This window comes from Caulobacter sp. GW821-FHT09B08 (assembly GCF_059418225.1).
In genome coordinates this window covers 22,120-45,630 of record NZ_JBWKPL010000004.1, presented here as the reverse complement: position 1 = coordinate 45,630, position 23,511 = coordinate 22,120, and the positions used below count along the sequence as shown (strand labels likewise).

The following is a 23,511-nucleotide window of genomic DNA, read 5'->3' as shown; positions in this document are numbered from 1 at the left end:
CCGCTCCGGTCCCTTTCGAGACCACAGGGCCGCACGTTCCATGCCGATCAAGATCCCCGACGACCTCCCCGCCCGCGCCACCCTCGAGACCGAGGGCGTGGTGGTGATGCGCGAGACCGAGGCCGCCCGCCAGGACATCCGGCCCCTGCACATCGGCCTCTTGAACCTGATGCCCGACAAGCCGCGCACCGAGACCCAGTTCGCGCGCCTGCTGGGCGGTACGCCGCTGCAGGTGGAGCTGTCGCTGGTGCGCCTGTCCAGCCACACGCCGCGCAACACCTCGGCCGACCACATGGCCGCCTTCTATCGCCCCTGGGACGAGGTGCGGGATCAGACCTTCGACGGCTTCATCGTCACCGGCGCGCCGGTCGAAACCCTGGCCTTCGAGGAGGTGGGCTACTGGGACGAGCTGCGCCGGATCCTGGACTGGACCCAGACCCACGTGCATTCGACCCTGACCGTCTGCTGGGGCGCCCAGGCCGCCGTGCGTCACTTCCACGGGGTGCCCAAGCACGCCCTGGCCGCCAAGCGCTCGGGCGTCTACGGCCACCTCAACCGCGCCCCGGCCTCGCCCTATCTGCGCGGCCTGTCGGACGAGATCGACATCCCCGTCTCGCGCTGGACCGAGGTGCGCGAGGCCGATCTGCCGGCCGACGGCGCCCTGAAGGTGCTGCTGGATTCCGAGGAGGCGGGCCTGTGCCTGCTGGAGGACGCCGGCCACCGCGCGCTGCACATGTTCAACCACCCCGAATACGAGGCCGGCACCCTGGCGGCGGAATATGTCCGCGACCACGCCCTGGACCCGGCCACGCCGGTGCCGCGCCACTACTTCCCCAGCGACGATCCGGCCCGCGCCCCGGCCAACCGCTGGCGCAGCCACGCCCACCTGCTGTTCGGCAACTGGCTCAACGAGATCTACCAGACCACCCCGTTCGAACGGGCCGCGATCGGGCGTCGCCGGGAGGCCGAAAGGGAGGTGGCGTAATAATCCGCATACCTCCTAAACACCGCCGTTCCGCCAGTTCCGGCTTGCGACCGTTTTGTGACGGTGCATTTTGACGGGCATGCGTAGCTTGCCCCTTTTCGCCGCCCTCGCGGCCTCCGCCGCCCTGTTCTCCGCCGGTTCGACCCTGGCCGCGCCCGTCGAGGCGCCCAAGCCCAAGCTGGTGGTGGTGATCTCGATCGACCAGTTCAGCGCCAACCTGTTCGAGCAGTATCGCGGCCGGTTCAAGGGCGGCCTGGGCCGGATGGCCGGGGAGGGCACGGTCTATCCCAGCGGCTTCCAGTCGCACGGCATGACCGAGACCTGCCCGGGCCACTCCACCCTGCTGACGGGCAAGTATCCCAACAAGACCGGCATCGTCGCCAACGACTGGTACGACAAGGAGACGGGCAAGAAGACCTACTGCCTGGACGATCCGTCGGTGACCCTGGCTAACGACCCGTCCGGCGGCGGCCGCCTGGCCAGCCCCAAGCTCCTGATGGCCGACACCTATGGCGACTGGCTGAAGGCCGTCTCGCCCAAGAGCCGCGTCTATGCGGTGTCGGGCAAGGATCGCGGGGCGATCAACATGGCCGGCCACAAGGCCGACGGCGTCTTCTGGCTGGAGACGCGCTTCGGCATGACCACCTGGGTCGAGCCCGGCCAGGACGCCAAGGCCAGGCTGGCCCCCGTGGCGGCGTTCAACGCCAAGCTGGTGGCCGACCAGAAGAAGAAGCCGTTCGTCTGGACCTACGACCACAAGGCCTGCAAGGCGCTGGAGGGCGACTACACGACGGGCGGCCGAGAATGGCATGCGGGCCTGCCCACGCCGGTGGGCAAGGACGAGGCGGCGATCACCAACGACCTGTCGGTCAGTCCCTATACCGACCGCGTCACCCTGGACGCCGCCCAGGCCCTGCGCGACGAATTCAAGCTGGGCGAGGGCGAGGCGACCGACGTCCTGACCATCAGCCTGTCGGCCACCGACTTCATCGGCCACCGCTACGGCGCGCGCGGTCCTGAGATGTGCGACCAGGTGCTGCGCCTGGACGACCGGCTGGGCGTGTTCCTGGACAGCCTGGACAAGGTCAAGGGCCAGGTGCTGGTCGTGCTGGCCGCCGACCATGGCGGTTCGGACTTCCCCGAGCGCCTGGCCGAGAACGGCTACGACGCGGGCCGGGTGCCGTCGATCCCGTGGATGAAGGCGCTGAACGCGCAGCTGCGCGACCGGTTGAAGCTGGACTACGACCCGCTGGTCCAGGCTGGGGGCATCGAGTCGCTGTACGTGGTCGGTCCCGACGGCAAGACGCCGACCGTGCAGGACCGCGCCCGCGTGGTCGCCGCGACCCTGGCGATCCTGGGCCAGCGCTCGGAGGTCTACGAGGCCTACGACTCCGCCGCCCTGTTCACCGCCGCCCCGCCGCCCAAGGGCACGCCGGCCGACGAGATCAGCGTGGCCGAGCGCATGCGCCGCAGCGCCTATCCGGGCCGGGTGGGCGACGTGCTGGTGGCCTTCAAGCCCTACCAGACCCTGGCGGCGGCCGGCGCGACCTATGTCGCCAGCCACGGCAGCCCCTGGGACTACGACCGCCGCGTGCCGATCCTATTCTGGTGGAAGGGCGGTCCCAGCCGCGAGCGGGTGCTGCCGATCGAGACGGTCGACATTGCCCCCACCATCGCCGGCGTGACCGGCGTCACCCCGCCGGCCGACATCGACGGCCGCTGCCTGCCCCTGGGCGCCGGACCGGGCTGCTAGCCTCCCGAATCCCCGCCGAAAGGCCAAAACCCTCTCCCCGCCGGGAGAGGGTTTTTGTTTGGGCGGCGCGAAGCCGGGACGACCGTCCAAAAGCGCCTCCATCGCCCCAAGGCGCCGCAATCCTGATCATCGTTCTGCCCAAAAACCATGGCGGGCGCCGTGCAATCAGGCGACGAGCGCCCTGAAGGCCTTCGTTACGATCCGGTGACGGTCGGGGCTATTGCGGAAATTTCAGCTCTGACGAACTGTTGCAATGACGGCATACGTCGTGCGTTGCGTCTGTATTCAAGTATCACAACAAGAAAACGCGTCCCGGGAAACACCACGGAGGAGCAATCAAACGCGCGCATTAAGCGCCACGAGGGGGTTGTGTATGAATAAGTGCTCACGGAATATTCTGCTTTCGGGGATCTCGACTCTTTCGGTCGCCCTCGCTTACGCCGGCCTGGCCAACGCCGCCGAAACGCCGGCCGCGGCGCCCGAGCCGGCCGCGACCACGACGGAGGTCGAAACCGTCATCGTCCTCGGCACGCGTCGAACCGACCGGTCGGTCGTGGATTCGCCGTCGCCGATCGACGTCTTCGGGGGTGAAGAACTGGCCCGTCAGCCCGCCGCCGACATGCTGGACGTGGTCAAGAACATCGTCCCGTCGTTCTACGTCCCGCAGAACACCATTTCCGACGCCTCGACCTTCGTGCGCGCGCCCTCGTTGCGCGGTCTCGGCGCCGACCAGGTTCTGGTGATGATCAACGGCAAGCGCTACAACCGCTCGGCCCTGGTGCAGGTCGTCACGGGCGGCGACACCGCCCTGTCGCTGGGCGCCCAGGCCGTCGACCTCTCGCTGATCCCCTCGATCGCGGTGAAGAACCTGCAGATCCTGCGCGACGGCGCGACCGCCCAATACGGCTCGGACGCCATCGGCGGCGTCATCAACTACGGCCTGCGCGACAGCGACAGCGGCTTCGAAGCCCAGGCGCGCTACGGCAAGACCTATGCCGGCGACGGCGAGAGCTATCAGTTCGCGGCCAACGCCGGCTTCAAGCTGTTCGACTCGGGCTTCGTCAATATTTCGGGCGAGTATTTCGACGACGGCCAGACCAGCCGCGGCGCCACCCGACCCATCGCGGCCGTCTTCGCCTCGACCTATCCCAACCTCGCCAATCAGCTGCCCAACTATCCGGGCCCGGCGCAGATCTGGGGCTCGTCGCCGACCGACGGCTACAAGGTGTTCCTGAACTCCGGCTACGACGTCAACGACAACACCACCATCTATCTGACGGCCAATGTCGGGCATCGCGAAGCCGACCAGAGCTTCAACTATCGCTCGCCGATCTCGGCGCCGACGCCGCTGGTGATCGACAACGGCACCGGCCAGGCGGCCACCGGCTCGCCGGGTCGCAACGGGGCCTTCGCGCCGATCTACCTGACGCCTTGCCCGGCCAACAACGCCACCTGCCCCACGGGCGGGTTCGTCAAGGACGGCAACACCTTCAACTTCACGTCCGTCTATCCGGCCGGCTTCACCCCGCGCTTCCAGGGCGTGGTCGAACAGTTCTACGGCACGGCGGGCGTCAAGGGTAAGGCCGACAACGGCCTGACCTACGACCTCTCGGCCACCTTGGCCAAGAACTCGCTCGACCTGGCCATGACCAAGTCGCTCAACGCCTCCTTCGGTCCCAACAGCCAGACGGAGTTCAAGTTCGGCAAGCTGATCCAGCGCGAAACCAACCTGAACCTCGACCTGACCTATCCGATCGAGGTCGGCTTCGCGAGCCCGATCACCCTGTCGGGCGGCGCCGAGTACCGCCACGAAGAGTATGAAGCCACGGCCGGCGACCTGCAGTCCTACGCCGCTGGCCCCTACGCCGTGCAGCCGCTGTACGTGCAGGTTTCGCCCGGCGTCTACACGCGCTCGCTGGTCAACGGCAATCCCGAGACGGTTTCGCAATCGCCCGGCGCCAGCGGCTACGGCGGCACCAGCCCGGCCTCGGCCAAGACCTCGACCCAGAGCAACTACGGCCTCTATGTCGGCGCCGAAACCGACATCACCGAGGCCTTCACGGTCGGCGTCGCCGGTCGCTACGAGGACTACGACACCTTCGGCGACACCGTCGTGGGCAAGGCGAACGCCCTCTACCGGGTGTCCGACATGTTCTCGCTGCGCGGCACCGTCGGCACCGGCTTCCACGCGCCGTCGCCCGGTCAGAGCAACACCGAGATCCTGACGACCGCCTTCGCTCCCGGTGGCGAGCAGGTTCAGACCGGCACCTATCCGGTGACCAGCGCCATCGCGCAGTACTTCGGCGCGAAAACCCTGACGCCTGAAAAGTCCACCAACTTCGGCGTCGGCTTCATCTTCAACCCGATCAGCAACTTCACCCTCACGGTCGACGGCTATCTGATCAAGGTGAAGGACCGCATCAGCATCACCAGCACCTTCGATGTGGACGCGGCCGACATCGCCGCCCAACCCGCGCTCGCCGCGGTGGGCGTCGGCGGCGCCGTGGCCTACTTCACCAACGGCTTCGACACCAAGACCAAGGGCGTCGACGCGGTGGCCACCTATCGCGCCGACCTGCTGGAAAACCCGCTGACCCTGACCCTGGCCTACAGCTACAACAAGAGCGAGGTGACCAAGTCCGATCCGGTGGCCATCGGCGCCGACCGGATCTACGACATCGAGCACATCACGCCCAAGCACCGCGCCAACCTCTCGGCCAGCTACGAGGTCGCCGGCTTCATGGTCAACGCCCGCGGCAACTACTACAGCAGCTGGAGCACCAACCAGGACTATCCGGGCCAGACGTTCGGCTCGAAGGTCACGGCGGACCTGGACGTGAGCTACACGGTCGCGGAGAAGTACACCGTCACCGTCGGTGCCAACAATCTGTTCGACGAATATCCGGACAAGCTCAAGCCGACCACGGCCAACCCGATCTACGCCCTGACCGGCAGCACCGCCGACGGTCAGATCTACCCGCGCTCGGGCGGTCCGTTCGGCATGAACGGCGGCTTCTGGTACGCGCGTCTGAAGGTGAAATACTAGAGCTCTCGAACCGATCGGACATCGCCGCCTCAAGGCCGGCGATGTCCGACGCGAGCGCCGTCCGGCTTCCAGCCGGGCGGCGTTTTCGCGCGATGGGTGATGACGGCCCGTTCTTGCCGCATAAAGTCGAGCCGGCGCCCAAGCGCGCGGCAAAGCTCGATCCGGCCCCCGGATCGGATGCGCGGGACATGATCCCGGATCGAAGGGGCGCGAAGTAAGGGGCAGCGATGAGCGCGATTTCGGAGCGGGGCTTGTGAAGGCAGTAATGAACGACGACGGCGCCATCCTCACGCGGCGGCGGTTTTTCGAGAGCGTGGCGGCGTTTGGCGGGGTGTCGCTGGCCATGTCGGCCATGGACGCCCTGGGCTTCGGCTTCTCCTCGGCCCATGCCGAACCGCCCAAGCTGGAAGGCGACGCCAAGGGGACCAAGGTGGTGGTGCTGGGCGCGGGCCTGGCGGGCATGACGGCTGCCTACGAACTGACCAAGGCCGGCTACCAGGTGCAGATCCTCGAGGCTCGGTCCTTCGCCGGCGGCCGCTGCCAGACGGCGCGCAAGGGCTTCCAGCACACCGACCTGATCGGCAACAGCCAGACCTGCGACTTCGACGAGGGGCTCTACATCAACCACGGCCCGTGGCGGATCCCGTACCACCACCGTTCGACCCTGCACTACACCAAGCTGTTCGGGGTGCCGCTGGAGAGCTTCGTCAACGACAACGACGCGGCCTATGTCTATTTCGAGAAGGGCGACGGGCCGCTGGCCGGCAAGCCCGTCCGCAAGGGCCAGATCGCCGCCGACGCCCGGGGCTACGCCGCCGAGATGATCGCCAAGGCCGCCTCCAAGGGCCAGCTGGACGCGCCGCTGACGGCCGAGGACCGCGACCTCTTCGTGGCCTACATGATCAACGAGGGGCGTCTGTCTCCAACGGATCTTGCCTATACCGGCACGGAAGGCCGGGGCTTCGACGTCAATCCCGGCCCCGGCGTCGATCCCGGCCCTGGCAAGCCGTCCACCCCCTATAGCCTCGGCGACGTTCTGCACTCCAAGGCCTGGCAGGTGCTGAGCTCGGTCAGCGGCTACGAACAGCAGCGCACCATGCTCCAGCCGATCGGCGGCATGGATCAGATCGCCAAGGGCTTCGAAAAGCGCGTCGGCTCGCTGATCCGCTATTCCTGCGTGGTCGAGAAGATCAAGCAGGGTCCCAAGGGCGTGACCGTCACCTACACCGACAAGTTCGGCGAGCGCGACACCATCGCCGCCGACTACTGCGTCTGCACCATTCCGCTCAGCGTGCTGAAGAACATCGACGCCGACTTCTCCAAGCCGTTCAAGGCGGCGATGTCGGGCGTGTCCTACGCGCCGGTCAACAAGATCGGCCTGCAGATGAAGACCCGGTTCTGGGAAGAAAAGCACTTCATCTATGGCGGCCACGTCTACAACGACATGCCGGGCGTGGGCAGCATCACCATGCCCTCCACCGGCTGGCAGGGGCAGAAGGGCGTGCTCTTGGGCTACTATTCGTTCGGCGGCGAGGCGGCCAAGATCAGCGCCAAGAGCCCGTCCGACCGCGCGGCCTTCGCCGTGGCCGCCGGCCAGAAGATTTTCCCCGAATACGCCGAGAACTTCGAGACCGCCTTCTCGTTCTGCTGGCACTTGGCGCAGTTCAATCTGGGCGGCTGGGCCGAGTGGGGCGAGGAGGGCCGCAAGGACGCCTATCCGGTGCTGTGCGAGCCCGACGGCCGCGTCTACCTGGCCGGCGAGCACCTGACCTATCTGGGCGGCTGGCAGGCGGGCGCCATCGAGTCGGCCTGGCAGCAGATCGGCAAGCTGCACGCCCGGGTGCTCAAGGCGTGAAGTCGGGCTATGCCTGGAGAAAGGGTTTTCGGGGAGATTCCATGAAGCGTTCGATCGTCTTCGCTTTCGGCCTTTCGGCCGTGTCGGTCCTTGCGGGAGGCGCGCACGCCGCCACGCCGCAGTCGCTGTTCAACGACAACTGCTCGGCCTGCCACCAGACCAGCGGCAAGGGGGTGAAGGGCGCGTTCCCGGCCCTGGCGGGCGACCCGTTCGTGCAGGGCGACGCCGGGCCGATGATGGCCACCGTCCTGGCCGGCCGGGCGGGCATGCCCGCGTTCAAGGACGACCTTTCCGACGCCGACCTGTCCTCGATCATCAGCTATGTTCGCACCGCGTGGGGCAACAAGGGCAAGCCCGTGACCCCCGCCGACGTCGCCGCCGCCCGCGCCAGGCTGAAGGCCGGCAAGAAGCCGGCCAGCCTGCAGGCCCACTAGAGTCCCGAACGACCACCAAGGAGAGAGACGACCATGAAGCGCCTGATCCTCGCCGCCGTCCTGGCCACCGCTGGTCTCGCCGCCGGCGCCGCCAACGCCCAGGAGATCGTCCGGGGCGGCTCGCCGGCCTCGCCGATCGCCACCGTGGTGACCGTGCCGGCCGGCTACGACACCATCTATGTCAGCGGCCAGGTGCCGCCGCAGCTGGACCCCAAGGGCGACACCGCCCTGGTCGCCACCTTCGGCGACACCAAGACCCAGACCATCGGCGTGCTGAAGCGCATCGAAGAGGCCCTGAAGACTCAAGGCGCGACCATGGGCGACGTCGTCATGATGCGCGTCCTCCTGGTCGGCGACCCGGCCAAGGGCGGCAAGATGGACTTCCCGGGCATGATGGAAGGCTACAAGACCTTCTTCGGCACCCCCGAACAGCCCAACAAGCCCTCGCGCATCACAAGCCAGGTCACGTCGCTGGTGCAGGGCGGCATGCTGGTGGAGATCGAGGTCCAGGCGGCGCGGAAGCCGAAGTAGGGGGCTCCGGGGAGCACTACGATGTCAACGTAGTACTCCCCGCTAAACCTTTGGGTGCAAGAGATTGGTGTCTTTTTATTCCTGTTTATTACGGAGATTCTGGGCCATTCTGAGAAATGTCTGAGAACAGCCTTGCGTCCCGGAACAACTGGCTGATAATTTGGGATGTGAGCGCGGCATAATTTGTGGCTGACGACACGCTCAGTCCTTCCGCCTGATTGTGAGCAGCGGCATTTCGGAGGGCTCTAGCCTGTTCGACGAGGGCGGCGGTTTCGGAGCTGACGATCCCTTTTCTCACCATATCCTTAAGCAATGGTCCGGCCGGAAAGGGATTTTTACTCACCACGGCAAAGCGTGCAGCAACCTCTTTAATCGCCGTCTCGATGCCAACCCAGGCTGCTAGGATGTGGCCGCGCACCAATGTTTCGTTGTTAGAGGGCAAAGTCTTTATGATGAGGTCCCGGTCGGTCGGCGCCAGGGTATCGGGTTGTGGAGATGGCTCATCAACATTAGGCCTAACTAGGTCTGGATGGCCCACAGGAGTGTCTGTTTCTGCTGGCAACGGGATCTCGGCCACCGCTTCGACGGCCTCGGCCAATGCCTCCACTCCTTTGGCGAAGTCAATCTTGAGGCCAAAGCCCTCGAATTTGGCGACCTCTTGAGCCAAACGCTCAAGGCTCTTTCGAAACCGCCAAACGACGAAAATCACGGTCGCGGGCCACGCCAGCGCCTTCAGCAGGTCGACAATAATGGTTGCCCAGCCGAGATAGCTCACATGGCTGAGCCAGACGACGAAGTCCTTATTCATCCCAGGCCCTTTGCGCCCTCGCGCGACAGCTCAGCCAAAGGTCGCTCTGGCTGTCTTCAGGCGCCTTCATAGTTGTGGAGAGTGCCATTGTGTAGTTTGAGAAGCTAGCCGAAGCGTCTGCCCCCCGGCGACCTTTCGCCACGCGGCCGACTGCCCTCTGTCAATCTTCCCTAACTGGCTGTTAACCATGTCGGGCGATGGTGCCAGCCATCGAATCCCCCGCGTGCGCGCTTACCCGTAGAGGCCCTTCCGATGACTGGAGCCGAAGTCCTGGATGTGGGCCGCGACGCGATCTGGCTGACCCTGCAGCTTTGCGCGCCGATCCTGATCGTGGGCCTGGTGGTGGGTGTGGCCATCGGCCTGTTCCAGGCCCTGACCCAGATCCAGGAGGCGACCCTGGTCTACGCCCCCAAGATCGTGGCCATCTTCGTGTCGCTGCTGCTGTTCCTGCCGCTGATGGGCGCCTTGATGTCGGGCTTCATGAAAGAGATCGCCGCCAAGATCGCCGGGATGTAGGGGCAGGGGGCTTTGGACAGCTACGCCACCGTTCTGCAGGTCTATACGGCCGGTCTGGTCTTCGCCCGGATCGGGGCGATGGTCATGCTGATGCCCGGGATCGGCGAGACCGTGGTTCCCCAGCGCATCCGCCTGTCGTTCGCCGTGCTGATGGCCCTCGTGATGGCCCCGCTGGTTTCGCGCTCGATCACCACGGTGCCCGGCAGCGTCGGCGCCCTGGGCGGGGCGGTGCTGCACGAGGTGCTGATCGGCCTGATGATCGGCGCGGTGCTGAAGCTGTTCATGACCGCCCTGACCACGGCCGGCGAGATCATCTCGATCCAGACCACCCTGTCCTTCGCCCAGACCGCCAACCCGGCCGGGGCGCCCTCCAGCACGGCGGTGGCCACCTTCCTGTCGATGCTGGGCATCGTGCTGGTCATGGTCACCGACCTGCACCACCTGTTCATCGGCGCGATGGTCCGGTCCTACGACATCTTCCCGTTCACCCGCGCCGTGCCGGTGGAGGACGCGGCCACCCTGGCCGTGCGCACCGTGGCGGATTCGTTCAAGCTGGGCGTCCAGCTGTCGGCGCCGATCCTGGTGTTCTCCATCGTCTTCAACCTGGCGACCGGCCTGGTGGGCCGGGTCATGCCCTCGTTCCAGATCTTCTTCGTCACCTCGCCGCTCAGCGTCATCCTGGGCCTCTCCCTGCTGGGCCTCTCGCTCGGCGGCATCGCCATGGTCTGGGCCGATCGGTACCGGGACCTGCTGGCGGTGTTCAACTAGGGGGACGCCATGGCCGACGATCAGGACGAAGCTTCGAAGACAGAAGAACCAACAGCCAAGAAGCTGTCGGACGCTCGCGCCAAGGGCGACGTCCCGAAATCCGCCGACATCTCGCAACTGGCTTCGCTGTCTGGCGCGTTCGGCGTCGTGGTCATCGCCGGAGGCTGGCTGACCCGCGACCTTGTGGGACAGCTGACGCCGTTCCTGGCCCATGCCGGCACCATGGACGTGGAGGGCGGCATCCGGGCCATCGCCAAGACCGCGATCCTGGCGGCCCTGCCGGCGGTGGTGCTGGTGATGGTGGTGTCGGGCCTCTTGGGCGCGGCCGCCAACGTGGCCCAGACGGGCTTCCTGCTGTCGGCCGACAAGATCAAGCCCGACCTGCAGAAGCTGGACATCATCAAGGGCCTGGGTCGCCTGTTCGGTCCCGACGGCCTGATGCAGTTCGCCAAGTCGGCGGTGAAGTTCCTGATCACCGGTCTGATCGCCTGGATGGTGGTCAAGCCGAACGCGGACGAGATCCCCGGCCTGGTAGGCATGGACGTGGCGGCGATCATCCCGCTGTCCATGAAGCTGTGCATGAAGCTGTTCTGGATGGTGCTGATCTTCCTGATCGCCACCGCCGGCTTCGACTGGTTCTGGCAGCGCCTGCGCTTCAACAAGCGCATGCGGATGAGCGTCCAGGACGTCAAGGACGAGATGAAGCAGTCCGAAGGCGACCCGCACATCAAGGGCAAGCAGAAGCAGATGCGCATGCAGCGCTCGCGCCAGCGGATGATGGCCGCCGTGCCCAAGGCGACCGTCGTCGTCATGAACCCGACCCACTACGCCGTGGCGCTGAAGTACGAGCAGGGCGAGACCGCCGCCCCGATCTGCGTGGCCAAGGGCGTCGACGACTTGGCCTTGAAGATCCGCGCCGTCGCCGAGGAGAACGGCGTCTACGTGCTGGAAGACCCGCCCCTGGCCCGCGCCCTCTACGCGGCCATGGACGTGGACGAGCAGATCCCGGCCGAACATTTCGAGGCCGTCGCCAAGGTCATCGGCTTCGTGATGAGCAACAAGCAGGCCAAGAAGCGGGCCTGGGCGGACTGATCCTCCCCCGCCTGCGGGGGAGGTGGCGCGCGTCGCGGGCGCGTGACGGAGGGGGCGTCCGGCAACGTCTCTTCCCCGATACTTCCACACCATAATTCGGTCACGGAATCGGCAACCGATCAGGAGTCGGTCGATGGGGCGCGTTAGGGGTATTCTATCCCGCGAATCAACGGGCTAGACGCCTGCAAGGCTGAAGAAGGATTCCGGTCCCCCATGACCGAGACGTCCATGAAAGATCTCCCCGGCGAGGGCAAGCGCCGTCCCGACCTCCTGATCTGGGGGGCCGCGGTGTTCCTGGTCCTGGCCGCGGTGTTCGCCGCCGCCCCCGCGCTGCGCGCCGGTCCGGCGACCCTGGCGGGTCTGCTGCTGCTGGGCGGCGTCGCCGGCGTGGCGATCCTGGGCCTGGTGGCCATCCGCGCCTCCACCGCCGTGGGCGACGCCGAGCCCGAAGGCGGCGAGGCCATCCTCGACGCCCTGTCCGAACCCGCCGCCCTCACCGCCGCCGACGGCCGCATCCTGGCCGCCAACGCCGCCTGGGTGGACGCCGTGGGCGACGCGCGCCGCCTGCCCAAGGGCGCGGCGGGCGCCGGCCTGTTCGCCGCCCTGGTCAAGGCGCGCGACTCCGTTCTGGGCGGCGCGCCCGCCAAGGGCGTGCTGGTGATCGCCGGCGTCGAGCGCCAGGCCGAGGCCGCCCGCCTGCGCGGCGGCCGCCTGCTGGTGCGCCTGCCCACCGTGATCGAGAAGGAAGTGGTGGTGGCCGCCGCCGCGCCGGCGCCCGCGCTGGCCCAGCCGGCCCAGGCCGCCCCTCGCACCCTGGACGCCTTCTCCGGCGCCTCGCCGTTCGGCGCGGCCCTGCTGGACGGTCTGGACCCGTTCAATTCGCGCATCCTGGAAGCCAACCCCGCCCTGGCCGCCCTGGCCGGGACCGTGCCGGCCGGCACGATGTTCGGCGCCCTGATCGACCCGCCCTCGCGCGTCGAGGCCGAGACCCGCCTGGCCGAAGGCAAGGCCGGACCGTTCGAGGTGCGCCTGGCCCGCGACCCCACCCGGATCGCCCATCTCTATCTCTACCGCGCCGACGGGCGGCTGGTGGTCTATCTGATCGACGTGTCCGAGCAGAAGCAGATGGAACTGCAGCTGGCCCAGGCCCAGAAGATGCAGGCCATCGGCCAGTTGGCCGGCGGCGTGGCCCACGACTTCAACAACCTGCTGACCGCCATCCAGCTGCGCCTGGACGAGCTGCTGCACCGCCACCCGGTGGGCGATCCCTCGTACGAAGGCCTCAACGAGATCCGCCAGACGGGCGTGCGCGCCGCCGACCTGGTCCGCAAGCTGCTGGCCTTCAGCCGCAAGCAGACCGTCCAGCGCGAGGTGCTGGAGCTGGGCGAGCTGATCAGCGAGTTCGAGGTCCTGCTGCGTCGTCTCCTCCGCGAAGACGTCAAGCTGATCACCGACTATGGCCGCGACCTGCCGCAGGTGCGGGCCGACAAGAGCCAGCTCGAGACCGCCGTCATGAACCTGGCCGTCAACGCCCGCGACGCGGTGCGGGCGGCCAAGGGCGGCGGCGTGGTGCGCATCCGCACCGCCCGCCTCACCCAGGACGAGGCCCAGGGCCTGGGCTTCCCCGGCGCCGAGGGCGACCAGGCCTTCATCGAGGTCAGCGACGACGGCCCCGGCATCCCGCCCGAGGTGATGGGCAAGATCTTCGACCCGTTCTTCACCACCAAGCCGGTGGGCGAGGGCACGGGCCTGGGCCTGGCCACGGTCTACGGCATCGTCAAGCAGTCCGACGGCTGGATCCACGTCCACAGCCGTCCGGGCGAGGGCGCGGCCTTCCGCATCTTCCTGCCCGTGCACGAACAGACCCCGGCCCAGCAGGCCGCCGCGGCGGCCGCCGCCACCGTGGCCGAGACCGCCAAGCCGCGTCCGCCCCGCGACCTGTCGGGCGCCGGCCGCATCCTGTTCGTCGAGGACGAGGACGCCGTGCGCGGCGTCGCCGCCCGCCTGCTGCGCGCTCGCGGCTACGAGGTCCTGGAGGCCAGCGACGGCGAAGAGGCCCTGGTCATCGCCGAGGAGCACGCCGGCACCATCGACCTCCTGATCAGCGACGTGATCATGCCCGGCATCGACGGCCCGACCCTGCTGAAGAAGGCGCGCGGCTATCTGGGCAACGCGCCGGTGATGTTCATCAGCGGCTATGCCGAGGCCGAGTTCAGCGACCTGCTGGAAGGCGAGACGGGCGTCACCTTCCTGCCCAAGCCCATCGACATCAAGACCCTGGCCGAGCGGGTGAAGCAGCAGCTGCAGGCGGCTTGACGACGGATCGTTGGCTCCGGTTTTATCCGCTGGTCTTCTCCGAGGGTTCCCATGCGTCTTCTGGTCTCCATCCTGATCCTGTCGGCCGCCGCCGCGCCGAGGCTGGCCCAATCGACCTCGGAGCCTGGGACGACGTCGGCCGCGACGACCAGCGTTTCCCCCGCCACGGTCACGGCCGCCGAGACGGACAAGGCCAAGGACAAGGTGATCTGCCGCCAGGAGACCCCGATCGGCAGCCATCTCCCCCGGCGGGTCTGCACCACCAAGAGCGAGCGCGACGCCGCCCGCGCGGCCGCCGACCGGACGCAGGAAAGCGTGCAGGGCCAGTTCAGGGCGTCGACCCTGCGGGACTAGCTAGCCTCGCTGCAGCAGCACGATGGGAGCGTCCTTGTAGGTGGTTCGCGCCAGCTCCAGGAAGCCCATCTTGTAGGCCAGTTTCAGGGACGGGGCGTTGTCGGGGTCGATGATGCAGACCACCGGGGCGTCGTCCCATTGGGCGAGGCCCCAGGAGAGGCCGGCCGCCACCGCCTCGCTGGCGAAGCCTTGGCCGTGCGCCCAGGTCGCCATCACCCAGCCCATCTCCGGCACGCCGTCGATGGAGGGCTCCAGCCCCCGGTGGAAGTCTGCGAACCCGACCTCGCCCACATAGCGGCCCGTGGCGGTCTCGCGCACCGCCCAGTAGCCGTAGCCCAGCAGCGGCCACAGGCCCCGGGCCCGCAGCAGCCGCGCCCAGCTTTCCTCGGGCGTGGAGGTGCGGCCACCCACGTGGCGCACCACCATCGGATCGCTCCACATCGCCGCGCTGTCCTCGAAGTCGGAGAGCTCCGGCGGGCGCAGCGTCAGGCGCGCGGTGGTCAGGACGGGCAGGTCGGTCGGCATGGGGCGTCCGGTTTGCGGGCGGGGAGACGGTCAGCCTATACCGGTGTTCGTCCCGCCATCCACCCGCCGCGAGCGCCCGTTTCATGACCACGCCACAAGACGCCGTCGCCGCCCGCCGCAAGCTCACCAACAAGCTGATCGCGGGCAAGGACGCCCGACGCCTGGCGCCGTTCTTCGCGCCGGACATCAAGGTGATCGTCGGCGACGGCTCGCTGATCCTGGGCGCGCGCGACGTGCTGGAGGCCTTCGCCGGCCAGTTCGCCGACCCGGCCTTCGTGGCCTATGTGCGCACGACCACGAGCATCGAGATCGACGCGGCCGGCCTGCGCGCCGCCGAGCAGGGGACCTGGGTGGGGACCACGCGCGGCCAGGACGACACCCGGGGGACCTATCTGGCCACCTGGCGCAAGGTGACCGGCCAGTGGGTGATCGAGAACGAGCTGTTCGTCACGCTGAGCTGAGGTTCGGCCGCATGAAAATGCGGCCAGGGGCAAGATGACGGGAATTTAATCCCGCGCCGGTTGTGACTCCAGGCAAGGCTCTCTACGCCTTTGCCCATGGGATAAAAGAGGGGAAGGGCCCGCCATGCAGAACCGCCGCCAGATGCTGCTCGCCACGGTCGCCGCCGGCCTGGCCGTCGCCGCGCCCGAACTGGCCCTGGCTCAGGACGCGCCCGCCCCCGTCCCCGCTTCAGGCGAGGCCGCTAAGCTGAACGCCCTGTTCGACGCCATGATGGCCCGCCGCTTGCGTCGCAATCCCGGGAGCACCACGGGCCTGGGCATGGACAAGGGCGACCTGGCCTGGACCAAGTCGCTGTTGGGCGACCGGTCGGCCACGGCGATCCAAGCCGGCATCGACCAGACCCGCAAGGACCTGGCCGCCCTGCGGGCCATCGACCGCAAGCAGCTGACCGGCATGGACGCGGTCAACTACGACACCGTCGAGTTCACCCTGGCGGTGCAGGACGAGGGCAACAGCAAGTTCACCTACGCCGGCGGCGGCTCGGGCTCGCCCTACGTGCTGAGCCAGCTGACCGGCGCCTATCGCAGCTATCCCGACTTCCTCGACACCCAGCACACCATCGAGACCAAGGCCGACGCCGACGCCTATCTGGTGCGCCTGGAGGGTTTCGCCCGGCTGATGGACCAGGAGCTGGAGCTGGCCAAGCGCGACTATGCGCAGGGTGTGATCCCGCCCGACTTCGTCATCGACAAGACCCTGATCCAGATGCGGGCCTTCGCCGGCGTCCCCACGGCCGAGGCGCCGGTGGTGACGTCCCTGGCCCGCCGGACCAAGGCCAAGGACATCCCCGGCGACTGGGCCGGCGAGGCCGGCAAGATCTACGACTATTCGGTGCTGCCGGCGTTGAAGCGCCAGATCGCGCTGCTGGAAAGCGTGCGGCCCCAGGCCGTCCACGACGCCGGCGTCTGGCGTCTGAAGGACGGCGCCGACTACTACGCCGTGTCGCTGAAGAACTACACGACCGCCACCCTGACGCCCGACGAGATCCACCAGCTGGGCCTGGACCTGGTCAAGTCGATCTCGGCCGAGATCGGCCAGATCTTCGACAAGCAGGGCATCACCAAGGGCACGCCGGGCGAGCGCATGCGCGCCCTGGCCACCGATCCCAGCCAAGTCTACGCCAACACCGACGCGGCCAAGGACCAGCTGATCGCCGACCTGAACGCCAAGGCCCAGTGGATCGAAAAGCAGCTGCCGGCCTATTTCGGCCAGTTGCCCAAGGCCCCGCTGGAGATCCGTCGCGTGCCCAAGGCCATCGAGGCCGGAGCGCCGGCCGGCTACTACAATTCGCCCTCGCTCGACGGCAAACGGCCCGGGATCTACTGGATCAATCTGCGCGACACGGCCGAGCAGCCCAAGTTCATCCTCACCACCCTGACGGTGCACGAGGGCGTTCCGGGCCACCACCTGCAGCTGTCGCTGTCGAACGAGGCCAAGGGCCTGCCCCTGATCCGCAAGACCATCGGCAATTCCGGCTACACCGAGGGCTGGGCGCTCTATTCCGAGCAACTGGGCGTGGAGATGGGCCTCTACAAGGACGACCCGTTCGGCCATATCGGCATGCTGCACGACGCCCTGTTCCGGGCCGTGCGGCTCGTGGTCGACAGCGGCATGCACTACAAGAAGTGGAGCCGCGAGCAGGCCGTCAAATACATGGCCGAGACCATGGGCGACGAGGAGAGCGGGTCGATCACCGAGATCGAGCGCTATGTCGTCTGGCCGGGCCAGGCGTGCAGCTACATGGTCGGCAAGATCACCTGGCTGCGGGCCCGCGAGCGCGCGAAGAAGGCGCTGGGCAAGAAGTTCGACATCAAGAAATTCCACGACGCGGGCCTGCTGTCGGGCATGACGCCGCTGGTCGTGCTGGACAGGGTGATCGACGACTACATCGCGCGGACGAAGGCGGGGAAGTAGGGGGAGTAGGGCTTAGCCCCAGCCTTCCGAAACCCCCGCGCGTCGCGCCGCCGGCATGACCGAGTTCAGCTTCAGCGCCGGCTGGGGCTGGTCGGCCGGCTTGCCGAACAGCCAGCCCTGGGCGAAGTCGACGCCGGCCTTGCGGACCACGTCCTCGACCTCGGCGGTCTCGACCATCTCGGCCACGGTGCGGATTTTCAGGTCGCGGCACAGCTCGACCAGGCGGCGGACCATGGCCCCGTCGCGGCCGTTGCCGGCCAGCTCGCGCACGTATCGGCCGTCGATCTTGACGATGTCCAGGCTCAGTTCCTGCAGATAGGCGAACGACGAGGCGCCGGCCCCGAAGTCGTCCAGGCAGACCAGCGAGCCCAGGCCGCGCAGGCCCTGGATGTGCAGATTGGCGCGCGGCAGGTCGTCGATGGCGCTGGTCTCGGTGATCTCGAAGATCAGCCGGCCCTTGGCCGCCTCGTGCTTGGAAAGCAGGCCGGCGATGTGATTGACGAAGGTCTCGCTGACGATGGTGCGGCCCGAGACATTGACCGCCAGCTTGACCGCGCCGGTGCGGTCGCCGGCCAGGCGCTTGACCGCCATCTCGGCGATGGCGTGGTCCAGCTCCTCGATCAGGTCGAATTCCTCGGCCATGCGGATCAGCTGGAACGGGCTGCCGCCGTCCTCGAAGCGCACCAGGGCCTCGTGGTGGTGGGCGACACCGGTCCGCAAGTCGACCACCGGCTGGTAGGCCAGGGTGAAGCGCCGCTGGCTGACCGCCACGCCCAGGGCGCCGGCCCGCGACAGGGTGCGCTTGACCGAGCGGTTCATGGCTTCCGACAGGCTGAGCGGCGGGGTGTCCTTCAGCCCCTCGCGCAGGAAGTCGTCCAGGGCGTAGCGCAGGGCCTTCAGGCCGCGCGACGGGGCCACGCCGCCGTCGATGGGTACGATGTGGGCGCTGGCCTGCATGGCCGTGGCGCTGGTCAGGCGCTGGGCCATCTCGTCGGGATGATCGCTCTTGGCGCGGACCAGGGCGAAGCGCTCGGACGACAGCTGGGTGGCCATGGCCCCGGCGTGGGACTCGGCCCGCACCGCGCCGGCCAGTCTCAGGTCCAGGGCGTGGGCCTCGGGCTTGGACAGCTGCTGGCGCACCGAATCCAGGCCCGAGAAGTCGACCATGGCCAGTTCCAGTTCCAGGCCGGTCACGCGGGCGGCCTCGAACAGGCCGCGGGCGATGTCTTCGAAGCTCTCGCGCGAGCGCAGGCCGGCCTCGTCCAGCTCGCCGGACGGCGCCGTGCCCGGCGTGACCGAAACCGAGATCCGGCCGCCGTTGTCGGGCAGGGCGCGCATGGTCAGGTTCACGTAGCGGACCGGTTCGCCGGCCATGCGGATGGTGACCGGACCACGGCGCTGGCCGTCGCCCATCATGGCGGTGGTCGCGTCGATCAGCGGACGGTCGGCGGCGGTGAAGAGATCGCGCCAGGCGCGGCCCATCAGGGTGCGCTCGTCCTGGCCCATGATCCGCTGGGCGGCGCCGAGGGCCAGGGTCACCCGGCCGTTCTCGACTTCAAGCAAGAGGTCGGCGCTGGCGAAGGCCAGGCTCAGCAGGCGACGCGGATCGATCGACAAGACGTAGTCCCCCCGGAAGGCGACCAGAATGGGCGGGCTCTTGTTAAGGACCGGTTGCGTTGGAGCTTCGCTATCGCCTTGCAGATGTGGGGAAATGTCGCACCCGACGTACCCTGGGATGTGTTCGCGCGGATCGGCTCGCGCCCCAGATGTATTGTCAAGGTTAGCGTCGATCGCGAGGGTCGATACGACCGTATCTGACGTATAGGGCCCTTACAGTAAGAACATGTTGCGAACATGGAACAAACCATGTACGCATTAATCATTCCACAGGCGGGTGGGCGCGGCGGTCGCGAACCTCCGATCCGGTTGTCGGAATCATGGAATAAGGGCGGACCAACAATGAGCAACCAGGCGGCTTTGAAACTCGTGGGCAAGGAAGACGGCGACAAGCAGCGCGCTCTGGAAGCGGCGCTGGCCCAGATCGACCGGGCGTTCGGCAAGGGCTCGGTGATGAAGCTGGGCGAGAAGGGCAAGGTCGAGATCGAGTCGATCTCCACCGGTTCGCTGGGCCTGGACATCGCGCTCGGCATCGGCGGCCTGCCCAAGGGCCGGGTGATCGAGATCTACGGGCCGGAAAGCTCGGGCAAGACCACCCTGGCCCTGCACGTGGTGGCCGAGTGCCAGAAGGCCGGCGGCACCGCCGCCTTCGTCGACGCCGAGCACGCCCTGGATCCGGGCTACGCCTTCAAGCTGGGCGTCAATCTCGACAACCTGCTGGTGGCCCAGCCCGACAACGGCGAACAGGCCCTGGAGATCACCGACACCCTGGTGCGTTCGGGCGCGGTCGACATCGTGATCGTCGACTCGGTGGCGGCCCTGACCCCGAAGGCCGAAATCGAAGGCGAGATGGGCGACAGCCTGCCGGGCCTGCAGGCCCGTCTGATGAGCCAGGCGCTGCGCAAGCTGACCGCCTCGATCAACAAGGCCAACACCATCGTCATCTTCATCAACCAGATCCGTCACAAGATCGGGGTGATGTACGGCAGCCCGGAAACCACCACGGGCGGCAACGCCCTGAAGTTCTACGCCTCGGTCCGCCTGGACATCCGCCGCACGGGTTCGATCAAGAACCGCGACGAGATCGTCGGCAACAACGTCCGGGTCAAGGTGGTCAAGAACAAGGTGGCCCCGCCGTTCCGCGAGGTCGAGTTCGACATCATGTACGGCGAGGGCATCTCCAAGCTGGGCGAGATCATCGACCTGGGCGTCAAGGGCGGCATCATCGACAAGGCCGGCTCCTGGTTCTCCTACAACAGCCAGCGCATCGGCCAGGGCCGCGACAACGTCCGCGAGTTCCTGAAGGTCAACAAGGACCTGTGCGCCGAGATCGAGGCGGCGGTGCGCAAGTCGTCGCAGAAGATCGAGGAAGAGCTTCTGGTCGGCCCGTCGGAAGACGACGACACCGAAGACTAGGATTTCCGGCGGCGGCTCCCCCATGGGCCGCCGCCCGGAAGCTTCGCGGCCGCCGCCCGCTGCGGGCGACCCCGCCTTATAGCCCGCCGCGCTTACCGCCACGGCCGGCCGCGATCCCCGGACGCCTGGACCCCATGCCAGGCGTCCGATTTTATTCAGGCCTCCGCCCCTCCGCCCCCTACGGGGGCGGACAGACCGCGAAGCGGTCAGGTGGGGGCAAGTGGGTGCGCCTCGATAGGTCCTCCCCCCGTGGGGGAGGTGCCGGCGCAGCCGACGGAGGGGGGAGTGCTCAGGCGCGAGCCTCATTCCGCCCCAAGATCACCGACTTGGTTTCCACAAATCTTGAAACCGCGCTATGCAGCGCCGACTTCCGGTTCGACCGGACTCTGTACGAACACTCGAGACGCCGATGCCCAGCCTGAACGAGATCCGCAGCACCTTCCTGAACTACTTCGGCGCGGCCGATCACGCGATCACGCCTTCGGCTCCGCTGGTGCCGCAGAACGATCCGACCCTGCTGTTCGTCAACGCCGGCATGGTGCCGTTCAAGAACGTGTTCACGGGCGCCGAGACCCCGGCCCATCCGCGCGCCACCAGCTCGCAGAAGTGCGTCCGCGCCGGCGGCAAGCACAACGACCTGGACAATGTCGGCTACACCGCCCGTCACCACACCTTCTTCGAGATGCTGGGCAACTTCTCGTTCGGCGACTACTTCAAGGAACAGGCGATCCACCATGCCTGGACCCTGCTGACCCGCGACTTCGCCCTACCCAAGGACAAGCTGCTGGTCACCGTCTACCACACCGACGACGAGGCGGCCGATCTCTGGAAGAAGATCGCGGGCCTCTCCGACGACCGCATCATCCGCATCCCGACCAACGACAATTTCTGGTCGATGGGCGACACCGGCCCCTGCGGCCCGTGCTCGGAGATCTTCTTCGACCACGGCGAAGGCATCCCCGGCGGCCCTCCCGGTTCGCCGGATGAGGATGGCGACCGGTTCATCGAGATCTGGAACCTGGTCTTCATGCAGTTCGAGCAGATGGCCGGCGGCGAGCGCGTGTCGCTGCCCAAGCCCTCGATCGACACCGGCATGGGCCTGGAGCGCGTCGCCGCCGTCCTGCAGGGCGTGCACGACAACTACGACATCGACCTGTTCAAGGCCCTGATCGCCGCGTCGGTCGAGCTGACCGGCGTCAAGGCCGAGGGCGCCCAGGCTCCCTCGCACCGGGTGATCGCCGACCACCTGCGCTCGTCCTCGTTCCTGCTGGCCGACGGCGTCACGCCGTCGAACGAAGGCCGTGGCTACGTCCTGCGCCGCATCATGCGCCGGGCCATGCGCCACGCCTATCTGCTGGGCGCCAACGAGCCCCTGATGCACCGCCTGGCCCCGACCCTGGTGGCCGAGATGGGCCAGGCCTATCCGGAACTGCGCCGCGCCGAGGCCTCCATCGTCGAGACCCTGCGCCAGGAGGAAGAGCGCTTCCGCGTCACCCTGGGCCGCGGCATGGGCCTGCTGGACGAGGCCACCGCCAACCTGGCCGCCGGCGGCGTGCTGGACGGCGAGACCGCCTTCAAGCTCTACGACACCTACGGTTTCCCGCTGGACCTGACTCAGGACGCCGTGCGCGCCAAGGGCCTGACCGTCGATACCGACGGCTTCGACGTGGCCATGGACCGCCAGCGCCAGATGGCCCGCGCCAACTGGGCCGGCTCGGGCCAGCAGGGCGCGGCCGCCGCCTGGTTCCCGATCCGCGAGGCCAACGGCCCCACCAACTTCGTCGGCTACGACACCACCGAGACCACCGGGACCGTCAAGGCCATCGTGCTGGACGGCGCGACCGTCGAGGCCGCCCAGGCCGGCGCCACGGTCGACGTCCTGCTGGACCGCACCAGCTTCTACGCCGAGAGCGGCGGCCAGGCCGGCGACACCGGCGTGATCGAAGCCCATGGCGTCGAAAGCCGCGTGCTCGACACCCAGAAGCAGGCCGGCGATCTGCACGTGCACCGCGTCGAGCTCGCCGGCCCGCTGAAGGTCGGCGACCAGGTCGTGGCCTCGGTCGACGCCGCCAAGCGCACCACAACTCGCGCCAACCACTCGGCCGCCCACCTGGTGCACGCCGCCCTGCACCACGTGCTGGGTCCGCACGTCGCCCAGAAGGGCCAGATGGTCGACGGCGACCGCATGCGCTTCGACTTCAGCCACGGCGGCCCGCTGACCGCCGACGAGCTGGAGCGCATCGAGGCCGAAGTGAACGCCGTGATCCGCCAGAACGTCCCGGCCGAGACCAAGGAAATGGCCCCGCAGGAGGCCATCGAGGCCGGCGCCGTGGCCCTGTTCGGCGAGAAGTACGGCGACAGCGTCCGCGTGCTGACGCTGGGCGAGTCGCTGACAGAGACCGGTAAAGCCTATTCGGTCGAGCTGTGCGGCGGCACCCACGTGGCCCGCACCGGCGACATCGCCCTGTTCAAGATCGTCTCCGAGCAGGGCGTGGCCGCCGGCGTGCGCCGCATCGAGGCCCTCACCGGCGAGGCGGCCCGCCGCTTCCTGCTGGACCAGGCCGGCGTCGCCAAGTCGCTGGCCGACCAGTTCAAGACCCCGGTCGCCGACGTGCTGCTGCGCGTCGACGCCCTGATCGCCGACCGCAAGCGCCTGGAAAAGGAACTGGCCGACGCCAAGAAACAGCTGGCCCTCGGCGGCGGCGGTGCGGCTGGTCCGGAAGACGTCGCCGGCACGGCCCTGATCGCCCGCGTCCTGGACGGCGTCGGCGGCAAGGAACTGCGCGGCGTGGCCGAAGAGTTCAAGAAGCAGCTGGCCTCGGGCGTCGTGGCCCTGATCGGCACCACCGACGGCAAGGCCGCCGTCACCGTGGCCGTGACCGCCGATCTGGTCGGCAAGTTCAGCGCCGCCGACCTGGCCAAGGCCGCCGTGATCGCCATGGGCGGCCAGGGCGCCGGCGGCAAGCCCGACTTCGCCCAGGGCGGCGCCCCGGATGCGACCAAGGCCCAGGACGGCCTGGACGCGATCAAGGCCGCTCTGGCGGGGTAGGGGGCTCCGG

General features: G+C 68.0%; 18 protein-coding genes. 15 read left to right on the top strand and 3 right to left on the bottom strand.

Annotated features, from left to right (window positions below; genetic code table 11):
* The first annotated feature begins 40 nt into the window (after nt 1–40).
* The 6 genes from AC07OA_RS13580 (at nt 41) to AC07OA_RS13555 (ending at nt 8,604) form a co-directional block, all read left to right on the top strand.
* The gene (locus AC07OA_RS13580; protein WP_494664350.1) at nt 41–985 is read left to right on the top strand and encodes a homoserine O-succinyltransferase; all 945 of its coding nucleotides are present in this window, start codon (nt 41–43) and stop codon (nt 983–985) included.
* 79 nt (nt 986–1,064) lie between these two features.
* Complete coding sequence (locus AC07OA_RS13575) at nt 1,065–2,738, top strand: alkaline phosphatase family protein (protein ID WP_494664349.1); 1,674 nt, start codon at nt 1,065–1,067, stop codon at nt 2,736–2,738.
* A 553-nt stretch (nt 2,739–3,291) separates the two neighbouring features.
* Nucleotides 3,292–5,784 (top strand): TonB-dependent receptor plug domain-containing protein, encoded by a 2,493-nt coding sequence (locus AC07OA_RS13570; protein ID WP_494664348.1) that lies wholly within the window; start codon nt 3,292–3,294, stop codon nt 5,782–5,784.
* Nucleotides 5,785–6,049: 265 nt separating this feature from the next.
* On the top strand, nt 6,050–7,639 hold the full coding sequence (locus tag AC07OA_RS13565) for a flavin monoamine oxidase family protein (protein ID WP_494664347.1): 1,590 nt from the start codon (nt 6,050–6,052) through the stop codon (nt 7,637–7,639).
* A gap of 41 nt (nt 7,640–7,680) precedes the next feature.
* Nucleotides 7,681–8,073 (top strand): c-type cytochrome, encoded by a 393-nt coding sequence (locus tag AC07OA_RS13560; protein ID WP_494664346.1) that lies wholly within the window; start codon nt 7,681–7,683, stop codon nt 8,071–8,073.
* Nucleotides 8,074–8,106: 33 nt separating this feature from the next.
* On the top strand, nt 8,107–8,604 hold the full coding sequence (locus AC07OA_RS13555) for a RidA family protein (protein WP_494664345.1): 498 nt from the start codon (nt 8,107–8,109) through the stop codon (nt 8,602–8,604).
* Between the two features lie 88 nt (nt 8,605–8,692).
* Here the strand turns inward: AC07OA_RS13555 and AC07OA_RS13550 are convergent, their stop codons facing one another.
* Nucleotides 8,693–9,412, bottom strand: coding sequence for a hypothetical protein (locus AC07OA_RS13550; protein WP_494664344.1), 720 nt, complete (start codon nt 9,410–9,412; stop codon nt 8,693–8,695).
* Between the two features lie 252 nt (nt 9,413–9,664).
* On the opposite strand from AC07OA_RS13550, the gene fliQ reads away from it, so the two are divergent.
* The 5 genes from fliQ (at nt 9,665) to AC07OA_RS13525 (ending at nt 14,458) form a co-directional block, all read left to right on the top strand.
* Nucleotides 9,665–9,928, top strand: coding sequence for a flagellar biosynthesis protein FliQ (fliQ, locus tag AC07OA_RS13545; protein ID WP_018113289.1), 264 nt, complete (start codon nt 9,665–9,667; stop codon nt 9,926–9,928).
* 12 nt (nt 9,929–9,940) lie between these two features.
* On the top strand, nt 9,941–10,696 hold the full coding sequence (gene fliR / locus AC07OA_RS13540; RefSeq protein ID WP_494664343.1) for a flagellar biosynthetic protein FliR: 756 nt from the start codon (nt 9,941–9,943) through the stop codon (nt 10,694–10,696).
* Between the two features lie 9 nt (nt 10,697–10,705).
* Nucleotides 10,706–11,788, top strand: a complete 1,083-nt coding sequence (gene flhB, locus AC07OA_RS13535) for a flagellar biosynthesis protein FlhB (protein ID WP_494664342.1) — start codon at nt 10,706–10,708, stop codon at nt 11,786–11,788.
* 213 nt (nt 11,789–12,001) lie between these two features.
* Nucleotides 12,002–14,104 carry a cell cycle histidine kinase CckA gene (gene cckA / locus AC07OA_RS13530; RefSeq protein ID WP_494664341.1) on the top strand — a complete coding sequence of 701 codons (2,103 nt, stop codon included), beginning with the start codon at nt 12,002–12,004 and terminating at the stop codon, nt 14,102–14,104.
* 51 nt (nt 14,105–14,155) lie between these two features.
* Nucleotides 14,156–14,458 (top strand): hypothetical protein, encoded by a 303-nt coding sequence (locus AC07OA_RS13525; protein ID WP_494664340.1) that lies wholly within the window; start codon nt 14,156–14,158, stop codon nt 14,456–14,458.
* On the opposite strand, the gene AC07OA_RS13520 is transcribed toward AC07OA_RS13525, so the two are convergent.
* Nucleotides 14,459–14,983: a GNAT family N-acetyltransferase gene (locus AC07OA_RS13520; protein WP_494664339.1), complete on the bottom strand. Its 525-nt coding sequence runs from the start codon at nt 14,981–14,983 to the stop codon at nt 14,459–14,461.
* Between the two features lie 83 nt (nt 14,984–15,066).
* Here AC07OA_RS13520 and AC07OA_RS13515 point away from each other — a divergent pair, with 83 nt between their 5' ends.
* Nucleotides 15,067–15,444 carry a YybH family protein gene (locus AC07OA_RS13515; RefSeq protein WP_494664338.1) on the top strand — a complete coding sequence of 126 codons (378 nt, stop codon included), beginning with the start codon at nt 15,067–15,069 and terminating at the stop codon, nt 15,442–15,444.
* Nucleotides 15,445–15,568: 124 nt separating this feature from the next.
* Nucleotides 15,569–17,419, top strand: a complete 1,851-nt coding sequence (locus AC07OA_RS13510; RefSeq protein WP_494664337.1) for a DUF885 domain-containing protein — start codon at nt 15,569–15,571, stop codon at nt 17,417–17,419.
* 12 nt (nt 17,420–17,431) lie between these two features.
* On the opposite strand, the gene AC07OA_RS13505 is transcribed toward AC07OA_RS13510, so the two are convergent.
* Nucleotides 17,432–19,036, bottom strand: a complete 1,605-nt coding sequence (locus AC07OA_RS13505; protein WP_494664336.1) for a sensor domain-containing phosphodiesterase — start codon at nt 19,034–19,036, stop codon at nt 17,432–17,434.
* Nucleotides 19,037–19,378: 342 nt separating this feature from the next.
* Here AC07OA_RS13505 and recA point away from each other — a divergent pair, with 342 nt between their 5' ends.
* Complete coding sequence (gene recA, locus AC07OA_RS13500) at nt 19,379–20,452, top strand: recombinase RecA (RefSeq protein ID WP_494664335.1); 1,074 nt, start codon at nt 19,379–19,381, stop codon at nt 20,450–20,452.
* 409 nt (nt 20,453–20,861) lie between these two features.
* Complete coding sequence (alaS, locus tag AC07OA_RS13495; protein ID WP_494664334.1) at nt 20,862–23,501, top strand: alanine--tRNA ligase; 2,640 nt, start codon at nt 20,862–20,864, stop codon at nt 23,499–23,501.
* Nucleotides 23,502–23,511: the final 10 nt, after the last annotated feature.